Below are 24,364 nucleotides of genomic sequence, written 5' to 3'. Positions count from 1 at the left end.
GATTTATGAAATGCTGTTTGTCATTAACGTCTGCCCACTGGTAATGTGCGTTGGCTGTCCATACAGCTCCAGCGTCAGCGGTTCTCCGTCCAACAGGGTTATGTTCACTTCATTTTCCTGTACGAGAATACTTAGCAAGCGACCGCGATAGTTGATTTTAAACGTATATTTGGTCCAGTCTTGAGGCAAGAAGGGGGAGAAGCTTAATGTTTCATTATAGGTTCTCATCCCGGCAAATCCCTGTACAATCGCCAGCCAGCTTCCCGTCATGGAAGTGATATGAAGGCCGTCTTCGGTATCGTTATTATAGTTATCCAGATCCAGACGGGCCGTCCGCTTATACATCTCGACTGCCTTTTCCTCCATTTTGAGTTCGGCGGCCAGCACGGCGTGTATAGAAGGAGACAGACTGGATTCATGAACAGTCATGGGCTCGTAAAATGCAAAATTGCGCGCTTTTTCCTCCAGTGTGAACTGGTCTCCAAAGAAATACAGTCCTTGCAGCACATCTGCCTGCTTAATGAAGCATGAACGCAGGATTTTATCCCATGACCATTTCTGGTTTAGTGGAAGGTTGCTGGGATCAAGGGCGGATACAGGCTGCAAATCCTTATCCATAAAGGTATCGTGTTGTACGAAGACTTCCCGCTCCTCATCATAGGGATAATACATGTGAGTGACGATATCCTGCCAATGTGCAAGCTCATCAGCCGTAACTGCCAGGCGCTGCGCTTTCTCAGTCGAAATTTGAGGCAAGACCGATAATGTATATTTCAAAACCCATGCAGCCAGCGTGTTGGTATACCAGTTGTTATTGACGTTATTTTCGTACTCGTTTGGCCCGGTAACCCCGTGGATCATATACTGCTGCTGACTTTTGGAAAAATGAACCCGGTCGGCCCAGAAGCGGCTAATTTCGACCAGTACATCTACGCCGTAGTCATGCAGATAGGTCAAGTCACCCGTATAGTTGGTGTAATTGTAAATGGCATAGGCAATGGCACCGTTACGATGAATTTCCTCGAAGGTAATTTCCCATTCGTTATGGCATTCCACACCCGTAAAAGTGACCATAGGGTACAGTGCACCCCGAAGTCCTTGCTGGGTCGCGTTATGCTTGGCACCTTCAAGTTGTTGATAGCGATACAACAGCAGATTTCGGGTTACATCCGGGTCTGCGAGCGCCAGGTACATAGGTACGGCATATGCTTCTGTGTCCCAATAGGTGGCACCGCCATATTTTTCACCTGTAAAACCCTTGGGACCAATGTTCAGACGGGCATCTTCACCGTAGTACGTAGAGAACAGCTGGAAAATGTTAAAGCGTATTCCCTGTTGGGCCTCCGTATCGCCCTCTATTTCTACATCTGCTTTGTCCCAACGTCGGGCCCAAGCTGCGACATGCTCCTGTTTAAGAGAAGTGTAGCCTTTGTTCACAGCTTCTACGGCGATGCGTTCAGCTTGTGGAATCAGTGCGTCCTTTTCCATATCCCGTGAAGTTGTAACAGCCACAAATTTTTGCAGCTGGATACTGTCGCCCGGAGCGACGCTGTATTGATAGTGGCGAGCAGCATACAAAAAGCCCTCTTCCGTCGTCTGCTGATCCTGTCCCTCGGTCACAATACCCATGGTAGCGTTTACGGTAAAGCGCGGAATACCGAAGGGATTATCTATAGTTGTTGTGGACAGGCTAATGAATTGTTCCTGAACCTCTCGGGCCTCCTCCAGCCAAAAAACCTCATCATAGTTCGTGTCTTCATTCTTCGTATTGCCGTCCAAATAGGGGACAAGCTCTATAGTTAGAGGTTGCTCACTTATATTCGTTGCTTGGTAATCAATCAGGCATAGCTCACGAGTGGTGATGCTCAGAAAACGCTCCGTAGTGATACGAACCTGATCGTTCACGGTGCAGGTGCGTCGCAGGATCCCCTGTTTCATGTCCAACTCCTGCACGAAATCGCTGATGTGTGCCGTAAATAAGTCTACTTCCTCTTGGTTTACGATCAGATTGATGCCGATGAAGTTCATGGCATTGATGACCTTACCAAAATACTCAGGATAGCCGTTTTTCCACCAGCCGACCTTTGTTTTGTCGGGGAACCATACACCGGAGATATAAGTTCCCTGATGATGATCCCCTGAATACGTTTCTTCGAAATTGCCGCGCATGCCCATATAACCGTTGCCTATGGACGTTAAGCTTTCCTGTAATCGCATGTGTGTGCTATGTAGAGCGTGTGTTGTCAGCTTCCAACTATCTACGTCAAATAATCGGTTGTAAACCATGAGTGCGTACCCCTCTCGGAAAATGAGATCGTTGTTTTAACGAGACCAATATATGAGCGAGTTCAGTATATAGTGCAACCGTTTGCCCTGTCAACGCAAAAAAACTGATTTTATGGATATCCACAAAATCAGTTCTTGTCCATTTCTTAGAGATTCATAGTACCTGGCTGGATTTGCGCTCCACGATTCGGTGGGGCACAATGATGTGTTTGGTCAGTTCCTTGGGATCCTCAATTTTTTCAATCAGGCTTTTGGCAGCCTGATAACCCAGAGTAAAGATATCAATATCCACGGATGTAAGAGGAGGATTCATCAGCTCAGCCAGCATTAGATTATTGAAGCTCACCATGGATAACTGCTCTGGCATGGACACGCCTAACTGGGCAAGCATTTTCTGTACGGCCATGGCTACAAGGTCGTCGCTAACGATCATCGCAGTAGGCGGCGGGGTAGCCTGCAATAACGCGCGCATGTCCTCCAGATTAAAGGGTTCTCTGACCACGTATTCTTTCGGTAGAGGCAAGCCAACCTCTCGTAGCGCATCTTGGTAGCCTCGGAGTCTTTCAAGATTCACGATGTGTTCCTGATCACCGCCAACATAAGCAATGCGCTGATGATTCAGCCCAGTCAAATAAGTGACCACATCCTTGGCAGCCTGGTAGTTGTCGTTGTCTACATGGGTGGTTTCGCTGACAAACTGTTGAGGTTTGCCGATTACGGTATAGGGAATTTTTTCTTTGTGAAGATACTCCACGATGCTATCCTTTTGCTTGGAGTACAGGACAATGTAGCCGTCAACGCGTCCGGTCCGGGTCATCAGCTTTACGCGGGATAGCAATTCATCATTCGTTTTGCCTGTGACAATCGACAGTGTATAGTTGTGCTCGTTCACCCATTCGCTGATCCCGCGAAGACTTTCCGGAAAGAAAGGATTTTGAAAGATCGCCACATCCGATTCAGGCATAATAATGCCTATCGACTGTGTGACTCGGTTAGCCAGACTCTGAGCTGAATAGTTGGGTTCATAGCCAAGCGCCTTCATTTCTTTACGGACACGTAACTTGGTAGCTTCGCTGATTTTGGGGCTGTCTTGAATGACGCGGGATACGGTGGAGGTAGCAACATTAGCACGTTTTGCGACATCTTTGATGGTTACTGCCATCGTCTTCGTCTCCTTTTGCTATCTCAAGCAGGAAATATTATGTTCTATCATACGATATTGCTCGAAAATCAACAAATTCGCGGTTTTTTCGAGTGTTTCTATCATTATTAACCAAGATATTTACAATTAGGGTATTGCTAATAGAAAGCGATATCATTATAATAATTGTGCAACCGATTGCATAATATTTTTTGAGTACTACCCATGCTATACATACTATAAGGGATGGAGACTGAACGAGCATGAAAAAACTTCTATCATTTGATTTTTGGCAAAAGCTTGGGAAGGCACTGCTTGTGGTTGTTGCTGTTATGCCGGCGGCCGGGATTATGATTTCGCTTGGTAAAGTAGTGGCGATGTTGGCTGGCGATATTCATTTCTGGTTGACCGTCGGCGGGGTCATGGAGAATTTGGGTTGGGGTATTATCAATAACTTACACATCCTATTTGCGGTAGCGATAGGTGGTTCCTGGGCTAAGGAACGGGCGGGCGGGGCTTTTGCGGCTTTAATTGCCTTTGTTCTCATCAATATTTCAACAGGGACGATTTTGGGCGTATCATCGAAGATGTTAACCCAGGAGGGAGCAACCACCCATACACTCTTCGGTGCATCGATTCCGGTCAGTGGTTATTTCACCTCTGTCTTAGGAGCACCTGCACTCAACATGGGCGTGTTTGTCGGTATCATCTCCGGATTCGTCGGGGCGGTGGTATTTAACAAGTACTATAATTACCGCAAGCTGCCGGACGCTTTAGCCTTTTTTAACGGTAAACGTTTTGTTCCTTTTGTCGTGATTTTATGGTCTGTCATCGTAAGTTTGATCATGTCTGCCATCTGGCCATTTGTCCAGGGGGGGATTAATCAGTTCGGCATTTGGTTGGCGACTTCGGGAGAATCGGCTCCTTTTGTAGCACCATTTGTCTATGGTACACTGGAAAGACTGCTGATTCCTTTTGGACTTCATCATATGCTGACCGTCCCTATTAACTATACTCAACTTGGAGGCGTTTACACAACGCTTACAGGTTCCGGGGCAGGAAGTGTCGTTGCCGGGCAAGACCCGCTGTGGCTGGCTTGGGCAAGTGACCTGAGTGCGCTTCGTGGTACCGATCCGACAGCCTACAATAGCTTGTTGGAAGGCGTGACGCCTGCCCGCTTCAAGGTAGGACAAATGATTGGTGGGGCAGGTATCCTTATGGGACTAGCGGTGGCTATGTATCGCCGTGTAGACAAAGACAAACGCGGCAAGTACAAGTCGATGATCTTTTCGGCAGCCGCAGCTGTCTTTTTAACAGGGGTAACGGAGCCACTGGAATTCATGTTTATGTTCGTGGCGCCTGTGCTGTATGTGGTTTATGCTATTCTTACCGGTATTGCGTTCGGAATGGCCGACATCATACATTTGCGTTTACATTCATTTGGTATGATTGAACTGCTGACCCGAATGCCGTTGTCTATAAATGCGGGGTTGGTGCAGGATATTATTAACTTCGTGCTGACTTGCGTGGTGTTTGCGGTAGCAACCTACTTTATCGCTTATTTTATGATCGGTAAATTCCAAATGGCTACGCCGGGAAGACTGGGGAACTATACGGATGAGGAGCCTCAAGGGACTTCCGAGGCAGGGAGTACGAAGACAGAGGGTGTGGCAGCTACTTCCACTCAAAATCAACTGGCTACGGATATCATCAAGACACTTGGGGGTGAGCAGAACATTGTCGAGGTGGACGCTTGCATGACCCGTCTGCGTGTGACGGTGAAGGATACAGATGCCGTTGGGGATGAAAAGACGTGGAAAGCGCTGGGTGCCTTGGGCTTGATAAAAGTAGATAATGGGGTGCAGGCGGTTTACGGACCGAAGGCTGATGTGCTTAAATCAGATATACAAGACATACTCAACAGGTGATTACTTTGAAGTTGTTAACCTTAAATGCACATGCTTGGATGGAAGAAAACCAGCACGATAAGCTAAAGCAACTGGCTGCTTTTATTGATGAACAGCAGTTTGATGTCATTGCTTTACAGGAAGTGAACCAGTCTATGGAAGAGGCTCCTTTGTCAGCGGACGATTTGGGCACTTACCATAGCGCAGATCCTGAAGTTGTCATTAAGCGTGATAACTATGCTTATGTGCTGAACGGGCTATTGTCTGATAGCTATCATTGGACGTGGGCTCCCGCGCATGTTGGTTTTGCCAAATACGACGAGGGGTTGGCGATTCTGTCGAAAACACCGATTACAGCTACGGTGAACGAATATATTTCCTCGCTACAGGATTATGACAACTACCGCTCACGTAAAATTGTCGGTATTCAAACTGAGGTGGACGGAGTGCAGGCTTGGTTTGTAAGTGGACATTTTAACTGGTGGAATGATGAAGAATCCTTCCGTGGACTATGGGATCGTACAACCAAAGTGCTAAATTCTTTTGCTTCGACGCTTGTGTTTATGATGGGTGATTTCAACAACGCGGCTGAAGTGCGCGGAGAAGGGTATGACTATGTACTGCAATCCGGCTGGTCGGACACCTATCCGATTGCAGCAGTACGTGATGATGGCCACACGGTGATTAAAGCTATTGCTGGCTGGGAAAGTAATGCGGAGCCGCTCCGCATTGACTTTATCTTCTCCAACAAGGCTGCACAGGTACAATCCTCAACCGTTGTACTGAACGGAAAAACAGGACCAGTTGTATCGGATCATTTTGGGGTTGCAGTTGAGTTGGAGCTGTGATGAAAAAGGAGGCCATTTGCTTATGCAATTGGCCTTTTTCTTATAGATTTTGAATTGAAACGAATAACATATTGGATAACCATAGCAATCAACACCAAAATCAAATTGTAGTAAAAGGGAGTGTTGATGCTAAATCGTTCCATGAGTGCCCCTGCGATGATCGGAGACACAATGGCCCCCAATTCGGACAAAGATACGACATTGCCAATAAATGAGCTTCTATTCTCCTCAGGAATAACGTCCCCTAGTTGTGAGTAAAAGGAATCCAGATAGCTGGCTCCTCCTACACCTCCGATGAACATCCCTAAGTATACGATCCACGGTTCTGTGAACCGAAGAAATAAGATGATTTCCACCATGATCAACAATAGACCGAGGATACAAAGCATCAAGCGATCCTTAAGTAGATCAGATATTTTGCCAATAAAGGGCGCTGAGATGAAGGTCGATATGCCGATAATTGTAAAAGCTAAGCTAATTTCTGCGGGGCTCCAATGGAGCTTGTAGGTTGCATATATGGAGAAGTACGTTAAAAATATAGCGAATGCACTCATTTCAAGAAAATGAACGGTAGAATAGACAAGTAACTGTTTCGTTAACATGGTTTTTCCTTTGGGTTCTAGATGGGGCGAATGCTGTTCTTGTGGCTTTAAGGGAGAACGGAGGAAAGTCATTCTTGAAACGGCAACGAAGGATATACATGAGAAAATAGCAACGAAATAAAACGGAATGGATAAAGAAAAATAAGAAACAATAGCTCCACTCATAAGAGGCCCCAAAATCATACCGGCGCCTTCACTGCTGCTGATATATCCATTGAGCGTACCTCGATTCTCTAGGGTGCTCATATGGTTGATCGTGACTCTTACAAAGACGGTTAGCCCTATAGCTACCAAGCCCTGAAGGAGTCTCAGTATGGATAGAATGATGAAACTTGTTGCAATTGGAAACAGGAGCATACAAGCGATTTCAGCAATAAGCAAGCTCAACCCCAAGCATTTTGCGCCAATCTTTTCATAAATTCGTCCTGCCAAGCCTCCACCAAGAAATCTCCCCACATAAAACAGAGAAAATAAAATGCTCATGCCGAGTACGGATATCCCGAATTGCTCTACATAAATAGCAAAGAGTGGAAGGATCATACTTCCACTCATGTTAGCAATAAGGCTGATCACGATCATACAGGCGATATTACGATTTAAGTATAAGTGTCTCACCATAACCTCGAAACCTCTCTTTGATCTTGCATCATGGGAACCGTTATTCGGATTGCACTTGATTACGGATGAACGGCTTCAAGTCGAGTTAGCGGGTTCCCATATAAGGTACGCGAGCGAGTTCCTCGCGGTGCCTAAATCCCAATGCAATGATGGAGGTATGAAGCGGCGGATGGAAGGAATCTTGATTAGAGCGGTGGTGTTGCCTTTAAGCTGGAAAGCCGCCTCCTGGTGGTGGCCAAGCTCCATAGATCCGGCGTAGCAGTACGATTTCACCCAAATGATATGAATTGTGGGAAGCGATATTCCGCAGCAGTCCTGCTTTCGTTTCACCTGGGAAATGAGCTAGTGAATCATCCAGTTGCGCGGTTTCGGCAATCTGCACAGCTTGATCTACGCCCTGTAAAAATTCGTTAATGACAGCCTGCCATGCCTCTTCGCTTTGCGGTCCAGTCTCTTCGGGCCAGCTTTCCATGACATTGCCCGGAAGCTGGGGCTTCCGTCCTTCCAAATGCTCCAGCATAAATTGCTGCCAGTAAATCATATGCTTCAGTAGTTGATAAATGCTGTAGGGCATTTCTGCATGTTTCTTCCCTGCCAGCTCAACGTCAATGTCTGGTAAAGCCCGAGCTACTCGAATATGTCCACGTTCCCCGACCAGTGATTTAACCAGTGCTTGACCGAATAATTGATTGGCATCCGACATGTATGATCATCCCTTCTATGGAGAGTTTGTTCTAGCTTAGTCTCATTTAACGATTATACAATTATATTTTATAAAATGTAAATGGATGCATGATTTAATGTAAAGGGTAGAAATGTTTTTAATAAAGTGGTTGATAATTGTTCTCGATTAAATTACAATAATATTGTTTCGATAGAAACAATAAACGACGGATGTATATGTTGTTTCGTACATGCGGAAATGTTAAGGGGAGCTTTCTGTATGTATATATTGTTTCGTGTGAAACAATTAGGTGGTGGAAATAAAGATTTTAGATAGGGGTGTGAACATGGATTACGAAGTGATTGTAGTAGGCGGCGGACCTGTTGGAATGTGGTTAGCTGCTGAGTTGGCATTAGCAAGCGTAAGCGTATGTGTAATTGAACGTTTAGAGGAGCCTAGTGGTCAGTCGCGTGCGCTTACGCTACATCCACGGACGCTTGAGATGTTTGATATGCGCGGATTGAAGGAGCGGTTTATGAAGTGCGGCAGACCTATACGTACGGGTCACTTTTCAATGCTGAATACCCGCTTGGATTTTTCTGTGCTTGATAGTTCTTCTAATTATACGTTGTTTATTCCACAGGTGATTACAGAGCAAGTGATCGAGGAGCATGCGCTCAAGCTGGGAGTTGTCGTCCATCGTGGCATGGAAGTGGTATCTGTGCGAGAGCACGAGCAGGGCGTAGAGGTGGTGAGTGTATGCGCATCTGGACCACAAGCCAATGTATCGGTAATGAATGCTGCTTATGTCGTAGGAGCGGATGGGGCTGGGAGTATCGTGCGTAAACAAGCCGGGATTGCTTTTCCGGGCACGGATACGACTCTGACCGCTGTATTGGCGGATGTAGAGTTAGCCAATCCGCCTGAAAGTGGCGTACATTCCGAATATAGTGAACGAGGTGGGGTGATGATTGCCCCCGTGTATCCAGATATTTATCGGGTTATTTTGACTACACCGCGAATGATGGAGATTCCGAAGGACGAACCTGTGACGCTGGAAGAAGTGCAGACAGGACTGTATGATCTGCTCGGTACAGATCTTGGCGTATCCAATCCTCGCTGGTTATCTCGATTCGGGAATGCAACGCGGCAGGCGCAGACCTATCGTAAAGGGAGAATCCTGCTAGCAGGTGATGCTGCGCATATCCACTTCCCGGCAGGTGGACAGGGAATGAATGTTGGCTTGCAAGAGGCGGCAAATCTGGGATGGAAGCTGGCCGGAGTGATTCGTGGCTGGGCTCCAGACACGCTGCTGAGTAGCTATCATGACGAACGTTATCCGGTTAATACGCAGTTCTTACGGAATACCGAGGTTCAGACCCGCTTATTGGACTTTACGCCTGCTGTATTGGCACACCGCCAATTGCATGAGGAATGGTTCCGCCATCCGGAAATTAATCAATCTATGGCAGAGCAGATTAGTGCACTGGATGTATGCTATCCAGCGGCTAGCAATATACCGCAGCATCCACTGAACGGGAAACGGTTTGCTGATTTTGAATTGCATTTGCCTGACGGAATGACAACGTATGCTTACGATCTTCTTCATGAAGGCCGCTTTGTACTTCTCCATCTTGCACAGGATAATGAGGTATCGAATGAGTTTCACCATAGCTCACTTTCACATATTTCATATGTGGAGGCCGTAGCCGAGGAAGTGCCCGTGGGATGGAGAGATGTGCATACGGTTCTCATCCGTCCGGATGGGTATATCGCTTGGGCCATTTCTATGAAACAAACGGATATATTGAGTGTGATTAAGGAAGGCATTGCCACATTGGTATAAAGGGGAAAGGGTATGTTCATAACATGACCATATTGTTTCTTGTGAAACAAATGTGGGCTATAATGAAAGGAGGAGTATGCCAAAGGAGTGACTACTTGTTCGTATGGAAAAGGCGACATCGGTTCAGCATGTCTATGATTTGCTTATTAAGATGAATCATCAGTGGGAGCAGCATCAGCAAAGAGAGAGCATGACCTTTCTCGAAGAAATCCGCGAGCACTTTGATGGAATGACTTCGCTCAATATGACGGATGTACACGTTATGGATTGTATCGGGCAGCATGAGCCGATCAATGTTACAACCTTAGCGCAACGAATGGAGCTGAGCAAAGGTACCGTTTCGAAAGTCAGCACCAAGCTGCTCAAGGAAGGCTGGATTCGCAGAACCCAGCTGAACGACAACAAAAAAGAAATTTATTTTCGGCTAACCCCGTTGGGAAAAAAACTCTTTCTTGTACATGAGCGACTGCATGCTGAGGTACAGCAACAGTTATTTCAATTTTTAAATCGTTACAGCTCAGAAGAACTGAATGTCTTGAAACGTCTGCTGTCCGATGGTGTAGATCTCTTGGAAGCTATGGAGTGGCAGGGAAAGAGTCTGGATTAAAGAGATATCTAATCATCAACGATGGGCACCTGTTTTATCTCCGAGTAATAGATACATGAGGAGATGCAGGTGCGTTTTCTCTTAATGCAATAGTCGTTTTGCTTCCATATAGAGCACCTGTACGAACTTTTTCGTATTAATGCGGGCTTGGGACAGTGAAGGCTCCACATTGTTTTGTAGCTCCAGCATTTTTTTGCGGATTTCTGTAAAGTCAAAAAATTTGGATGCATAATTTTCAAATTTAGGATGGGTATAGTCAGTCAACCCGAGCGATACTATATGGCTTAGCGTCTGGAAAATAGCGCGGCGGACACGCTGCTCCGATGCTTTAATTTCCTTACTCAGCTCTACTGCTGAGGCTGAAGCCCCTAACCGTTTGGATGCTACATTAGCAAATATATCCTTCAACGGCGGGAACAGATAGGGAGACAGATTGCCTGTTTCCTCCTCATACTGGTCCAGAAATTCCAGCATGTCCAACAAATCCATACTCCCAGCTTCGCCGATCATTCCCATCTCGGAGAGCAGAAACTGCCCGGAAGTTACGATGTTTCGGGTCGGTTCAATCGTTGCCGTTGGGTTATTCGATGTGAACATCGACAACCCTTGAAGCGTCCGCTGGATATCCGTAATCGACTGCTGCATGCGCAGACGCTCAGCCACCTTATGAATAACTGCAATAATCTCCAGTCGATTCAAAGGCTTGGCCACATAATATTCAATACCGAGCGAGTACGCCTCGCCGATCATGTTTTTGGATTCGATGCGAGAAATCATAATGATTTTGCCGCTGAATTGATCGCCGAGTGCACGCACGGTCTGAATGCCGTCACGAAGCGGCATCAGCAAGTCAATTAGCAATACATCAATCCGGTTCAGCTCCAGCAGGCCGCTATTCACATAGGAACCATCCTCCGCTTCCCCGATGACTTCCCCTAGACCTTCGTCTTCAATAATGTCTGCCAGCATAGAACGAATCCCTTGATCGTCATCCACAATATAAAAACGCATCCGGGCTATCTTCCTTTCTCCGTCAGTTTCCGTAAAGGCAATGTAATTCTAAAAGTGGTCTGTAATCTATCTGTATTCTCTTCCTCAATCTGTTGTAGTTCAATCGTTCCTTCAAGGCTCTCCGCGACCTCACGTACATAAAACAATCCCATACCGGTCGACGGTTGTCCTTCCTCATCATACTTGGTCGTATACCCTGGTGTGAAGACCATTTCCCGTTTCCGCTGAGGAATACCCGGACCGTTGTCGGTAACACTAAATGAAGCTATATCCTCTTTTCCCGGAAGACAGCGAATAGAAACGTCAATCCTTCCGTCGTCCCTCATGGCTTCAACCGCATTGGCTGTCAGGTTATTAATAAGTGTCAGAACGGTATAAACATGTAGCTTGGGCAACAAAGGATCGACATCTAGGGTAAAACGAATAGACTTGTCCAGTGATTGGGCGTACTTGCTGTTCGTTCGGATGATGAGCTCCCCAAGCTCTTGAGAAGCCATGTAATGCACTCCGCTTTCGGCATCAATCAGCTTGGACAAACCAGCAAAAATCCGCTGGCTGTCTTTTTTAATCTCGTGAACCTGTCCGGAAATACGAAGTGCCTGTCTGGCGTAATGTTCTCTATCCTTTAGAGATTCATCCTGTTGCAGTTCACGGTACAGCTCGTAGCTTTCACGAGTGATTTGTTCTGCATGTGACAGCGTTTTGCCTAACTGGACCGACTCCTCATACAAGTCTGATACAAGAAGTAAAATTCGCTCCGTCTGCTGTCTTTGTGCCTCTTCATGCTGGACCGATTGATTTAACCGAATCATATTATAAAACCCAAGCACGAAGAAGCTGCGGATCATAGCCATAAAAGCTACTTTACTGATCTTAATGATGTCCCAGAAATCGCCGTCAATACTCCACCGAACGCTAAGTTCCGACACACTTGCGGCAACCTCAATCCCTACAGAGAGGATACCCACACGGAGTGCGCGGTAAGGCTCAGCATTAATGTTAAGGAGCTGGAAGAGCAGACCGTAGACCATGTAATAAAAAAAGGTAGGGCCATGCAAGATCAGCAACTCTTCGAAGAGAAGACTGGACTGAGTGTAATGATTGAGTAAGATGCGAAAGGCGACTACCGCTATCCCTGCAAGCACTCCCGATAATGCAGGCGGAATATGACGAATAGATAACAGAAAGAAAAAAAATACAGGCGTACCAAAGCTGAGACGGAATGTATTAGCGAACGGGTGAATATTCAGCTCACCTGCGAGCGGTACAAATACAAGCATGAGCAGGAAAAGGAGCGTGTTCAACTTCATTCATATTCACCTCCTGGGTATTCAGTCAGAAAGGCAATGTGAGCTAAATTCACAGGCTCGTCGTTAAAGTTTGTGAATTTATAGAAAAAAATAAATGCAGCTGTAGATAATTGTCGGTTTTTATAGATCAGATTGTAGTATAAATAACATCATTTGAATATTAAGAACAGCATACTGCAAAAATATACAAATCAGCCAGGGGGGGACACGAAGTGAAAAAGATTAATTTGACGATGCAAATCTTTATCGGTCTGGCTTTAGGTATTATTATTGGTGCCTTATTTTACGGCAATTCAGGGGTGGAAGTCTACTTAAAGCCAATCGGCGATATTTTCATCCGCTTGATCAAGATGATTGTCGTGCCTATTGTGATCTCAACGCTCATTATCGGCGTTGCCGGCGTGGGCGATATGAAAAAACTAGGTAAACTTGGCGGAAAGTCCATTCTGTACTTTGAGATTGTAACGACAGTCGCCATCCTGTTCGGACTGCTTGTTGCCAACCTGGTTCGACCTGGTGACGGCGTGGACATGTCCCACCTGGCGAAGAGTGATATCCATTCCTATGTGGAGACTGCAGAGAAGTCAGGCCATAGCTTTATAGATACGATTGTGCATATTGTTCCTACCAATGTTATTCAAGCTCTGGGCGAGGGAGATATGCTCGCTATTATATTCTTCTCCGTACTGTTTGGACTAGGGGTAGCGGCGATTGGTGACAAGGGCAAGCCTGTGCTGAATTTCTTTGAAGGCGTAGCCGACGCCATGTTCTGGGTAACCAATCAGGTCATGCGCCTGGCTCCGTTCGGAGTATTTGCACTGATTGGAACGACAGTGGCCAAGTTTGGGTTGGCTTCATTATGGCCGTTATTGAAGCTTGTTTTGTCGGTGTACGGCTCCATGGCGCTGTTCATTGTGATTGTTTTCGGAATTATCGCCAAGCTGTGCGGTACCCGTCTCTGGACCATGATTAAAATTTTGAAAAGTGAGCTGTTGCTTGCATATTCGACGGCCAGTTCGGAAAGTGTTTTGCCTAAGATCATGGAGAAGATGGAGAAGTTCGGATGTCCTAAAGGAATTACGTCCTTTGTCATTCCGATTGGGTATTCTTTTAATCTGGACGGTTCCACCCTGTATCAGGCACTGGCTGCGATTTTCATTGCCCAAATGTATGGTATTGATCTGCCAATCACGACACAGATCACGCTGGTACTAGTATTAATTATTTCTTCCAAAGGTATTGCAGGTGTGCCGGGTGCTTCCTTTGTCGTTTTGCTCGCTACGCTTGGAGCAGTGAACCTCCCGCTGGAGGGTTTGGCTTTTATCGCTGGTATTGATCGCATTCTGGATATGGCGCGTACGGTAGTTAATGTATTAGGTAACTCGCTTGCCGCTGTGGTCATGTCCAAATGGGAAGGCCAATATGATAAAGAAAAGGGCGAGGAATACGTTGCTTCAATTAAATAAGATATAACGAACTGAATAGTTGACAGAAAGAGCACTTTTGCGCAGTAATGCAAAGGTGCCCTTTCTGTTTCCAGACTTGTTAGAATTCTTCCTTTTTCGACATTTTTCGATGTTTCCTGTATGGAATTATAGGTATATGGACATGAAAAATAAGTCTTAATGCCTATGTAATTAAAGATTTAATTATAATGATTCTTAATAAAATTCCGATATTAAATTATACCGTTTTATATATTGGCTTAGAAGGGAAGATCATATATGTTTCTCAAGAAAAATGAGTCTCAATCACTTGCTCCTTTAGTAGAAGAAAGCCGCAAACTTTCACAAAGAATACAGCAAAAAGATTACTCTGCTGCAATACAGGTTTCCTCAGCTTCTCCTGAGGTTCAAGAAATCGCAAACAATGTTAACCAAGCGATAGAGTCCATGAAAAATGATGCTCAACATGTTGATATCCGTTTGAAGCTTGTTACCAAGGCTATAGAGATTGGCTTATGGGACATGGAGGTCATTGCGGGTGATCCTGTCAATCCAAGTAATACGTTCACATGGTCAGAAGAATTCCGTTCTATGCTGGGGTATCAGAGCGAAAAGGACTTCCCTAATGTATTAGATAGCTGGTCATCTCGGCTGCATCCCGAAGATTATGACAGGTCTTTGGCAGAATTGTCTGATCATTTACTGGACTTTACGGGAAAGACCCCTTATGACGTACAGTATCGCTTGAGGCTGAAGCATGGAGAATATCGTTGGTTCCGGGCTACCGGAACGACGATCCGTGACCAGCAGGGAGAGCCGCTTCGGATTGCAGGCGCTCTGTTGGATGTGCACGATCAGAAGATTAAGTCTGAGGAGCTTCAGGCATTGGTTACAAGATACGATCTCATTAATCGTGTTTTGGTGGAGGCTCCTTACGATGTAAACATTATTGGAGGAGACATTGAGAATCCGGATAGTATATTTTGGTGGTCACCGCAATTCCGGGCTACGCTGGGCTTTAAGGATGAGCAAGATTTCCCAAGCAAGCTTAGCAGTTGGGCTTCAATTCTGTATCCTGAGGACGCCGAAATGGCGATTAAAGTTTTGAATGATCATTTAAATGATTATACAGGGCGCACACCTTATGAAATGGAATGTCGTTTGGTGCGTAAGAATGGTGAGCATCGCTGGTATTATTGCAGTGGAAAAACATTGCGCGATAGCAAGGGAGTGCCTATTCGGATTGCGGGTACCATTCGTGACATTACAATAGAAAAGGAAAAGCAGGCTATTGCGGATGAACTCACGCTCAAGATCCAGCATCTCTCCGATTCCATTACGGAAATGGTGAATGGTGTTAATTCGGTTAGTAACCAAGCGCAGGAGCTGGCTACGGCTCAGGAGCAATCGACAGAGGCAGCGAATCAAGCCAAAGTCAGTGCAGAAGAGACACAAAACATTTCCAACTTCATTAAAGAGATTGCAAATCAAACGAATCTGCTGGGTCTGAATGCTGCCATTGAGGCATCGCGTGCGGGCGAGCAGGGGCGGGGTTTTGCGGTAGTCGCAGATGAAGTGAGAAAACTCGCTATTCACAGTGCTGATGCGACCGGAAATATCGAGACCAGTCTGGACGAAATGAAGACACTCATCGAGCGGATTTTGCACAATATCGGGAACATGTCTACGCTGACACAGACACAAGCCGCCCTAACTCAGCAAGTGAATGCATCTACGGACGAGATCAACAGCATGTCCAAAGCTTTGTTGGATTTCGCGAGAACGATGTAAGGCTTCATGTAGAAATGAGGCCGGGCCTAAGGTTCGGTCTCTTTACTGTTTTTGGAAGATGAACTATACTTTTTGAGGATCGATCTAAAAATCACCTCATAGTAACTTTATGTGGAAAAGAGGAACATACCTTGAGCTTACTTAGTTCAATATTGGTCGGAATTGTAGCTCTGGAACATGTGTACATTCTAATATTGGAAATGTTTCTGTGGACGACTCCGCGGGCGATGCGTACGTTCGGGACCTCGAAGGAGCTGGCGGAAGCAAGCAAATCCCTGGCAGCAAATCAGGGGCTGTATAACGGATTTCTGGCAGCCGGATTGGTGTGGGGCTTGTTCTATCCGGAACCTGTAATCGGGCGGCAAATCCAATTATTCTTTGTCATTTGTGTGGTAGTGGCTGCGGTATATGGTGCATTAACTGCCAACAAGTCTATTTTATTAAAGCAAGGTCTGCCTGCCATCCTGGCACTAATCAGTTTGTGGATATTCTGAAGACACTCTTAACGGGTGTCTTTTTTCTAGATTCGATCACATAATGTCTGGAATGCTAATGACAAGGGGAATAAACAGTTTTTGACCGATTGTAAATCCGACTATTCCGATTTATAATAAATTTATTACATACTAAGAGGACACGGGGGCTAGAGCGATGCGTCGTAATTTGACTGGTGTATTGGTATTCATTGTATTGATGTTGGTTGTAAGTGCATGCTCCGGCGGGAATTCTGGATCTACGTCTGAGACGAATGGGAATACACCCGGTACAGCTACCACAACAGCTGATAACGGACAGCCAAAAGACGGCGGCAGCCTGATCATTGGCGTACAAGCTGATCCGGTGGTGCTGAATCCGAACTATGCGGGTGATCGGGTAAGTCTGACGATAGACCAGGCGATATTCGCACCATTGTTTCAGGTGAACAATGGCAAAAAGACATTTTATTTAGCAGACAGTCTGACTCCTTCAGCAGACAAGCTGACTTATACACTAAAACTGAAAAAAGATCTGACTTGGCATGATGGCGAGAAGCTGACAGCTGACGATGTTGTTTTCACCATTAACAAAATTTTGGATGAGAAGCAGCACAGCTTTTTGAGAAGTAATTTTATGGTTAATGGCAAACCGGTTCAGGCGAGCAAGGTTGATGATACAACGGTGGATTTCAAGCTTCCTCAGCCAGCTCCTGCTTTTGAGGCAGCATTGGTACAGGTATCCCCGATTCCGAAGCACATTTTCGAGAATGAAGCGGATATTGAGAAAAGCACGAAAAACAACTCACCGATTGGATCAGGTCCTTTCAAATTTAAAGAGTACAAAACCGGTGAGTACGTTACACTTGAACGGTTCGATAACTATGTTGGTGGCAAGCCGCATTTGGATTCAGTAACATATCGGATTGTTAAAGATTCGAATGCTGCGAATTTGGCTCTTCAAAATGGTGAGATCAATGTAAACTATCTAGATCCGCAAAATGTGGAGACCATTAAAGCAACAGATAAGTTTGACATTTTCCCTTACAGCGAAGGTCGCTTGGCTTATCTGATGTTTAATGAAAACAGTGATACGAAGCAGTTGAACAAAAAAGAAGTGCGTCAGGCGCTCTCTTACGCGCTGAATCAGGATGAGTTGATTCAAGTTTCCTATGGCTCCAAGGATTACGCAGACACTGCGAAATCTGCTCTGACACAGGACGTACTGTATCACACGAACGACGTTGCATTTTTTAATAATGATGTGAACAAGGCAAAAGAGTTGCTGAAATCGGTTGGCGCTGAAGGACTGAAGCTGCGCATTATCATTCCGGGCGGCAACAAGGTACAGGAAGCACAAGCGCTCTATATCCAGCAGAAGTTCAAGGACATAGGCGTTCAGCTGGACGTGAACAGCATGGATTCCTCAGCTTGGTCGCAAAAATTTGTGGACACCAATGCCAAGGACTTCGACTTGGCGATCAGCGGCTATATCATGGGTTATGACCCGGACGCGTATCGTATTTTGTATAGCACCGGATCATCCTCCAACTATTCGCATTATTCAAATAAAGAAGTGGATAAGCTGCTGGAAGAGGGCGCGGGTGAGTCGGATACGACTAAACGTGGCGAAATTTATAAAAAGGTACAAGAGCTGCTGGCTAATGATGCAGTCATCTACCCGATTGCTTACACCAAGACTATTGTAGCCTTCGACAAGCAGTATGGCGGTATTGATCAGGCTGTGTTAAAGCCGGTTGTGATTTTCGAGGATTTGTCCAAAATTTATCACAAATAAGACAGGGTTTTCAAAAAATAAGCTGGGCTAACCAGCTTATTTTTTTCGAAAACAGCAAGGGGAAGGGAAACGTATGAGACAACTCATCGCCAGAAGGTTGCTGCAAGTTATACCGATGCTATTTTTTGTGTCCATCGTCTGCTTCGGCTTGATCAAGCTGGCTCCAGGTGATCCGGTTCTCTCTTTTGTTACACCGAATATGCATCTGGAAGACATTGAACGCATGAGGCATAGCTTGGGGCTGGACCAGCCCGCTTATGTGCAGTACATATTATGGCTTAAAAAGAGCCTAACGGGTGATCTCGGCTACTCGCTAATTAATCACCAGCCCGTGCTGGATCAGATTCTCGATCGTCTCCCGGCAACAGCCGGGTTAATGGGCGCATCCATCATACTGGCTGTGCTGATTGCCATTCCACTCGGTTTGACGGCTGCGGCTAATCGGAATCGCTGGATCGACAAGCTGATTAATCTGATGTCGTACATCGGCATTTCGGTTCCGCTGTTTTGGCTCGGTATTTTACTTATTTATTTGTTTGCGATTTATCTGCATTGGCTTCCGAGTACAGGGATGCGTACCATCGGTACGGACTCGGTGCTGGATGTGATCAAGCATGGAATCTTACCATGTTTTGTACTGGCCTTCGGTTTTCTGTCTGTGTATGTGAGGTACATTCGTTCCAGCACAATTACGCAGCTCAAGGAAGAGTACGTGCAGATTCAATACGCGTTCGGGTCTGGAAGAGGACTGGTTTTGTTTCGACATGTGCTCAAGCATGTGCTGCTGCCCATCATTACGCTACTCGGAATGTCGGTTGCGGACCTAGTGGCTGGAGCCATTGTGACGGAGACGGTATTTTCCTGGCCGGGCATTGGCTCGCTGGGCATGACGGCGGTGAAAGGGATGGATTATCCCGTCATCATGGGGATTACTTTATTTTCTGCTCTGCTGCTGATCCTGGGTAATCTGCTTGCGGATATCTTGTACAGCATTGCGGACCCGAGAATTAAATCAACGAGGTGAATTCATGAATCGGAGCAAATGGCGCAACATCGGGATCGAGCTGATGACGAGCAAAATGGGCGCCGTCGCACTCATACTATTGATCGTATTCTCGCTGGGGGCGATTTTCGCATTTTTATCGCCACAGGACCCGAATAAGCTGAACGTGCTGGAGCGTCTCCAGCCACCGGGAGCGGCACACTGGTTTGGGACGGATGATTATGGGCGGGACTATTTTACAAGAGCACTGTACGGCGGACGTGTATCATTGCTGGTAGGCTTCGCGTCCATGATTATTGCGACCAGTATTGGTGCAGTGGTAGGGATTGTGAGTGGATATTTTGGAGGCTGGATCGATAATCTGCTTATGCGGGTTTTGGAGCTGATCATGTCGATTCCGTCTTTCTTGGTTATTTTGCTACTGAGTGTATTTTTGAAGCCGGGCGTCGGCAATATCATTGTCATTATCGCCCTGCTCATGTGGATGAACATTGCCCGGGTGGTCCGTGCAGAAACGATGACGTTGCGCGAACGGGAGTATGTACTATACGCCAAAGCTTCGGGACAAAGTACGTTTGGTATTATTGTGAAGCATATTGTACCGAATCTAATTCCAGTAATTATCGTAGGGGCGACGAACAATATCGCTTCAGCGATTATGATGGAATCGTCACTGAGCTTTCTCGGCTTTGGTGTTCAGCTGCCGAACGCTACGTGGGGGAGTATGCTGAATAATGCCCAAGGATATATTGCACAGGCCCCATATATGGCATTATTCCCGGGTCTGCTTATTTTACTGACCGTGTTAAGCTTTAATGTTTTGGGTGATGTGCTGCGTGTAGGCTTTGAACCCAAATTAGTAAAACGATGATTCATAGTTTCATAGATTCATAGTACAGGCCCATTACAAATGGCTCCAGGAGCGACAGGAAGGAGCGAAATCACAATGACAGAACATCTACTGTCCGTCGAACAGCTGGAGGTCTCCTTTTTCACTCGTGAAGGGGAAAATCAGGCAGTTCGAGGGGTTAGTTTTCATATTGATGCTGGAGAAACGGTAGGAATCGTAGGAGAATCCGGGAGCGGCAAAAGTGTGACAGCGAAAGCGATCATGTCGATGATTGCACCACCCGGTAAGCGGCTGAATGGCGATATCCGTTACCGGGGACAAAGTCTGACCGCTCTGACGGAAAAGCAATGGCGCAAAATACGTGGAAACCAGATTGCGATGGTCTTTCAGGACCCAATGACCTCACTGAATCCGGTCAAAAAGGTTGGCTATCACCTGGTCGAGGTAATTCGCAGACATCGAGGACTGAGCAAGGAAGCGGCTACGCAAGCAGCTGTAGAACTGCTGCGACAAGTAGGCATTACCGAGCCGGAGCGCCGAATGAACCAATACCCGCATCAATTCAGCGGCGGGATGCGCCAGCGGGTGATGATTGCTATGGCGCTCTCGTGCAGCCCGGAGCTGCTGATTGCAGATGAGCCGACTACAGCGCTGGACGTAACGATTCAGGCGCAAATCTTGGAACTGCTCAAGACGCTGAAGCAGCAATCCGACATGTCGATTGCTCTAATCACCCATGATCTGGGCGTCGTCGCCCAGGTGTGCAGCCGTGTCATCGTCATGTACGGCGGCATGGTGATGGAGGAGGGACGCGTGGACGATATCTTTTATCGTCCGGGCCACCCGTATACGCAGGGCCTGCTGCGCTCTGTGCCCCAGCGTACGAACGGCTTCCGAGAGCGGCTGGTGCCGATTGAGGGCACGCCGCCGGACCTGCTGAACCCGCCATCGGGCTGTCCGTTCATGGAACGGTGCCCGCACGCGTTTGCCCGCTGTGTGGAGCGGCCGCCGATGGTAGAGCTGCGACCGGATCAGCGAGCAGCCTGCTGGTTGAACGAGCCAGACGCCGTGCCTGCTGGAGTCTACGAGACGCCCGAAGCGGGCCATGCAGAGGAGGGGAATGACGGTGAGTGAAGCACATAATGTATTGGGCGAGCATCAGCCCTTGGTAGAGGTACACCAGCTTAAGAAGCATTTTGTGACCGCAAAGGATTTGTTAGGGCGTAGCTCTGAGATACTCAAGGCGGTGGATGGCGTGAGCTTTCAAATCAAGCGTGGCGAGACGTTCGGACTGGTCGGTGAGTCAGGGAGTGGGAAATCGACGGTTGGACGCTGTCTGACGCGGTTATACGATTATACAGAAGGTACGGTACGCTTTGACGGCCAGGATATTTCCAAGCTGAACGATAAACAGCTCAAGCCGCTGCGTCGGCGCATTCAGAGCATTTTTCAGGACCCATATTCCTCTCTTAATCCGGGTATGAACGTGCTTGACCTGATCGGTGAGCCGATGGATATTCACAGATTGCATCAGGGGAGTGAGCGTAAGGATGCCGTAGTGGCTTTACTGGAGAAGGTAGGGCTGAAGCGGGAGCATCTGTACCGCTATTCGCATGAATTTAGCGGCGGACAACGCCAGCGGATTTCCATCGCTCGTGCCCTGTCCGTGAACCCCGAGTTCATCGTCTGTGACGAGCCGATTTCGGCACTCGATGTGTCCATCCAGGCGCAGGTCATTAACACGCTGGAGGATCTCCAGCAGGAGTTCGGGCTGACGTACCTGTTCATCGCCCATGACTTGTCGATGGTGCGGCATATTTCAGACCGAATCGGTGTGATGTACCATGGCCGACTGGTAGAAGTAGCCGATGCAGATGAATTGTATGAGCAGCCCGCTCACCCTTATACGCAGGCGCTGCTGTCCTCCATCCCTGTGCCTGATCCGAGAGCAGTCGGAGAGCGGGAGGGACTGGGGGGAAGCTTGGCCCAACCAGACGGTTCATTAGTATGGGACAAGAATAACAACAGTGCAACCGAGCTGAGAGAAATCAGTCCCGGCCATTATGTAGCATACCCGGTTAACCGTTAGGGTTAAGATCGGTTGTACGATGTGCATGACCCAAAGGAGGTAAAAAACGATGACTGAATCGACGAAAAGAGTACGTATTTCCCAATGGGACGCGCTCTTGTTGGAATCATTACGCTCTTTAGGCTGGTCCCAAGAGGAATTAATCCGTCGGGTGCAGCAAAATGAGCTACCAACAGATGGACCACTCGATTTTGATTACACAGAGCTTGTCACTGGGCTGGCGTCCCAAGAGCCGGAGGTGTTTGTCAGCGCGGTAGCGGACGGATATCAGATCAAGTACAATACGATCCGGGGCATTCGTTCGTGGATTGCCGTTGCGTTCGGGCGGGAGCCTGAGCTGTCACTGGAGGAAGGAAGCGAAGCCGTTACATCCGAACTGACGAAGGCTGAGTATGATCGGCTAGAACGGGTACTTTCATTAGGCTGGGTCATCCAGGAAGTACGTCCCGCGGCTGGCGAGACTTCAGGATTATACCGAATTGTACCTGCTTCACAGACGCATTAAATCCTGGGGATGAAGTAATATACTTTACCAGAAATTGAAACGAGCTGACCGTGGAGGCCAGCTCATTTTTTAATGCAATCCTTCTTCATCTTTTTTATTCAGCATAACCAGACTATTGTGAATGATTCGTGTCATGCAGTAAAAGAAGGCCATTCTGGTGGTTTGCATAATAGCTCCCAACAACATGGACATCGATTCCATTTGGGAAAAATGTAAGATAAGAATCCGGTTAATAATTCCTTCACCAAACCAGACAAAATATAGCGGAACAATCATCTTTTGAATATAACGAGCTTTACGCTCCAATTCGGGGTGGAGCGCAAAGTACCTATAAATATGGGTGAATGTATTGGAGAATCCCCACAAGTTAATAAAAGGAATCATGCGAGCAATGGCTCCCACGGTACGAATCGGATAATCGGAATGTTTTTGCCGGATGGCTTTATGTACTTGAACTAGCCAGATCAGATAGGTTACAAAACACATGTAGTACAGAACAAAGCTAAAGACTGTAAATTTTTGCTCCAACTCGTATAAATGATCATAATAAAAATCATTTGCGTAAATATACACTAACGTAAAAATAAGGATAATAAATTCACCTATAGTGCCCACCGCTAGCAAGGCTTGGTGTACGCTGCCAGCTGTCTTGGATGGAAATGCTTTGGAATCTGATTCATTCAAGATGTACTTCCTCCCAGTCTAGTTGCTTCAAATACACGATAGCATCCTCCAGTGTTTCTACGGGGATAATGCGCAGCTTGAGTCCATGCTCCTTTTGGACTCGGGCAGCCTCTGCTTCGTTGCCTTCCTCACCGTACCATTCATAATCTGCCGGTACGAAGAATAGATCAACCTTTGCGGCCTCGGCTCCCAGCAGCTTTTGCTCCAGCCCACCGACCGTTCCGACATCTCCGTATTCTTCCATCGTGCCAGAGCCTGCGATTTTGTGACGTCCGCCATCTGAAAAGTCGATGTTATTGGCTTCCTCATACAGTCCGATACCTGTCATCAAGCCCAAGGAATTCCCTGAAAGATCCTGCAAGTGAGTCAATAGCTCCGCATAGCGAGCATCCTCCAATTGGCTAAGATTCGAGAAATTTGCCGTAGCCCCAGCTGTTTCGCTGTCTACGCTTAATTCCGTCGCTGCATGTACGGCTTGCATGGCAGAATATTTTAGCGTGTCCGTCTCTGTGAGGTCCTTCAAATACGAGTCCACTTCATCAGGGGCAAGGGGTTCAAACTTAATCGCACCCCCGGATACATTTTCACTGGAATATACATTCCAACGCTCCAGGAGATTGTTAGCAATACCCGTTTGAACAGACGCAAAAAACACGCTTCCCTGAACGCCAAGATCTTTGACCGGATGCATTTCTCCTTGCAAAATATACTGTGCAGGCATAGGCCGTGTTCCAATAAAGGCGGCGATAGCCGGGATCAGCAGCAGCGCGAAAATGAGTATACGTTCTTTGTTAATGCCAAATATCTTTTTGAGGAGATATGGGTTACGGCTTGGCACCTCATTCACAACCTTTCCAACTGTTCTCATACGGATATCATCGGTTGA

General features: G+C 46.8%; 21 protein-coding genes. 13 read left to right on the top strand and 8 right to left on the bottom strand.

Translation table 11 applies throughout. The features are described from left to right. Positions 1-3: 3 nt before the first annotated feature. Positions 4-2,286, bottom strand: coding sequence for a glycoside hydrolase family 65 protein (locus G9G53_RS17265; RefSeq protein WP_165149290.1), 2,283 nt, complete (start codon positions 2,284-2,286; stop codon positions 4-6). A gap of 154 nt (positions 2,287-2,440) precedes the next feature. After that, entirely contained in the window at positions 2,441-3,448 is a 1,008-nt protein-coding gene (locus tag G9G53_RS17260) for a LacI family DNA-binding transcriptional regulator (RefSeq protein WP_029516899.1), read from the bottom strand. A gap of 242 nt (positions 3,449-3,690) precedes the next feature. On the opposite strand from G9G53_RS17260, the gene G9G53_RS17255 reads away from it, so the two are divergent. Together G9G53_RS17255 and G9G53_RS17250 are read left to right on the top strand one after the other, a co-directional pair. Next, a complete protein-coding gene (locus G9G53_RS17255) occupies positions 3,691-5,355 on the top strand; it encodes a PTS transporter subunit IIBC (protein WP_029516898.1) in 1,665 nt (554 codons plus the stop codon). Positions 5,356-5,360: 5 nt separating this feature from the next. After that, complete coding sequence (locus G9G53_RS17250) at positions 5,361-6,182, top strand: endonuclease/exonuclease/phosphatase family protein (RefSeq protein ID WP_165149288.1); 822 nt, start codon at positions 5,361-5,363, stop codon at positions 6,180-6,182. Positions 6,183-6,202: 20 nt separating this feature from the next. Here G9G53_RS17250 and G9G53_RS17245 read toward each other — a convergent pair whose 3' ends face one another. Together G9G53_RS17245 and G9G53_RS17240 are read right to left on the bottom strand one after the other, a co-directional pair. Then, complete coding sequence (locus G9G53_RS17245) at positions 6,203-7,402, bottom strand: MFS transporter (protein WP_165149286.1); 1,200 nt, start codon at positions 7,400-7,402, stop codon at positions 6,203-6,205. A gap of 205 nt (positions 7,403-7,607) precedes the next feature. Next, complete coding sequence (locus G9G53_RS17240) at positions 7,608-8,105, bottom strand: DinB family protein (RefSeq protein ID WP_165149284.1); 498 nt, start codon at positions 8,103-8,105, stop codon at positions 7,608-7,610. A gap of 307 nt (positions 8,106-8,412) precedes the next feature. Here G9G53_RS17240 and G9G53_RS17235 point away from each other — a divergent pair, with 307 nt between their 5' ends. Both G9G53_RS17235 and G9G53_RS17230 read left to right on the top strand, forming a co-directional pair. Beyond that, positions 8,413-9,912 carry a monooxygenase gene (locus G9G53_RS17235; RefSeq protein ID WP_165149282.1) on the top strand — a complete coding sequence of 500 codons (1,500 nt, stop codon included), beginning with the start codon at positions 8,413-8,415 and terminating at the stop codon, positions 9,910-9,912. Between the two features lie 103 nt (positions 9,913-10,015). After that, positions 10,016-10,519: a MarR family transcriptional regulator gene (locus G9G53_RS17230; RefSeq protein WP_049816963.1), complete on the top strand. Its 504-nt coding sequence runs from the start codon at positions 10,016-10,018 to the stop codon at positions 10,517-10,519. Between the two features lie 81 nt (positions 10,520-10,600). Here G9G53_RS17230 and G9G53_RS17225 read toward each other — a convergent pair whose 3' ends face one another. Beyond that, positions 10,601-11,530, bottom strand: a complete 930-nt coding sequence (locus tag G9G53_RS17225) for a response regulator (protein WP_013308322.1) — start codon at positions 11,528-11,530, stop codon at positions 10,601-10,603. 5 nt (positions 11,531-11,535) lie between these two features. Then, positions 11,536-12,840: a sensor histidine kinase gene (locus G9G53_RS17220; RefSeq protein ID WP_029516894.1), complete on the bottom strand. Its 1,305-nt coding sequence runs from the start codon at positions 12,838-12,840 to the stop codon at positions 11,536-11,538. A gap of 212 nt (positions 12,841-13,052) precedes the next feature. Here G9G53_RS17220 and G9G53_RS17215 point away from each other — a divergent pair, with 212 nt between their 5' ends. The 9 genes from G9G53_RS17215 (at position 13,053) to G9G53_RS17175 (ending at position 22,794) form a co-directional block, all read left to right on the top strand. Then, complete coding sequence (locus G9G53_RS17215) at positions 13,053-14,306, top strand: cation:dicarboxylate symporter family transporter (RefSeq protein WP_069010145.1); 1,254 nt, start codon at positions 13,053-13,055, stop codon at positions 14,304-14,306. A 258-nt stretch (positions 14,307-14,564) separates the two neighbouring features. Beyond that, positions 14,565-16,076, top strand: coding sequence for a methyl-accepting chemotaxis protein (locus G9G53_RS26740; protein ID WP_165149280.1), 1,512 nt, complete (start codon positions 14,565-14,567; stop codon positions 16,074-16,076). Positions 16,077-16,207: 131 nt separating this feature from the next. Continuing rightward, positions 16,208-16,570, top strand: coding sequence for a DUF1304 domain-containing protein (locus G9G53_RS17205; RefSeq protein WP_029516891.1), 363 nt, complete (start codon positions 16,208-16,210; stop codon positions 16,568-16,570). A gap of 157 nt (positions 16,571-16,727) precedes the next feature. Then, positions 16,728-18,347, top strand: coding sequence for an ABC transporter substrate-binding protein (locus tag G9G53_RS17200; RefSeq protein ID WP_165149275.1), 1,620 nt, complete (start codon positions 16,728-16,730; stop codon positions 18,345-18,347). 73 nt (positions 18,348-18,420) lie between these two features. Continuing rightward, positions 18,421-19,371 (top strand): ABC transporter permease, encoded by a 951-nt coding sequence (locus G9G53_RS17195; RefSeq protein ID WP_165149273.1) that lies wholly within the window; start codon positions 18,421-18,423, stop codon positions 19,369-19,371. Between the two features lie 4 nt (positions 19,372-19,375). Continuing rightward, positions 19,376-20,221 carry an ABC transporter permease gene (locus tag G9G53_RS17190; protein WP_165149271.1) on the top strand — a complete coding sequence of 282 codons (846 nt, stop codon included), beginning with the start codon at positions 19,376-19,378 and terminating at the stop codon, positions 20,219-20,221. Between the two features lie 75 nt (positions 20,222-20,296). Then, positions 20,297-21,334 (top strand): ABC transporter ATP-binding protein, encoded by a 1,038-nt coding sequence (locus tag G9G53_RS17185; RefSeq protein WP_165149269.1) that lies wholly within the window; start codon positions 20,297-20,299, stop codon positions 21,332-21,334. Then, a complete protein-coding gene (locus G9G53_RS17180; RefSeq protein WP_165149267.1) occupies positions 21,321-22,289 on the top strand; it encodes an ABC transporter ATP-binding protein in 969 nt (322 codons plus the stop codon). Before G9G53_RS17185 ends, G9G53_RS17180 begins: the two co-directional genes overlap by 14 nt. A gap of 49 nt (positions 22,290-22,338) precedes the next feature. After that, the gene (locus G9G53_RS17175; protein WP_165149265.1) at positions 22,339-22,794 is read left to right on the top strand and encodes a hypothetical protein; all 456 of its coding nucleotides are present in this window, start codon (positions 22,339-22,341) and stop codon (positions 22,792-22,794) included. A 69-nt stretch (positions 22,795-22,863) separates the two neighbouring features. Here G9G53_RS17175 and G9G53_RS17170 read toward each other — a convergent pair whose 3' ends face one another. Together G9G53_RS17170 and G9G53_RS17165 are read right to left on the bottom strand one after the other, a co-directional pair. Beyond that, positions 22,864-23,478, bottom strand: a complete 615-nt coding sequence (locus G9G53_RS17170) for a hypothetical protein (protein ID WP_165149263.1) — start codon at positions 23,476-23,478, stop codon at positions 22,864-22,866. Continuing rightward, on the bottom strand, positions 23,471-24,346 hold the full coding sequence (locus tag G9G53_RS17165) for a hypothetical protein (RefSeq protein ID WP_238437951.1): 876 nt from the start codon (positions 24,344-24,346) through the stop codon (positions 23,471-23,473). Before G9G53_RS17165 ends, G9G53_RS17170 begins: the two co-directional genes overlap by 8 nt. Between the last annotated feature and the right edge of the window lie 18 nt (positions 24,347-24,364).

The organism is Paenibacillus sp. EKM206P, assembly GCF_011066155.1.
GTDB lineage: Bacteria > Bacillota > Bacilli > Paenibacillales > Paenibacillaceae > Paenibacillus > Paenibacillus polymyxa_D.
This window is presented reverse-complemented; position numbering and strand designations above follow the sequence as displayed.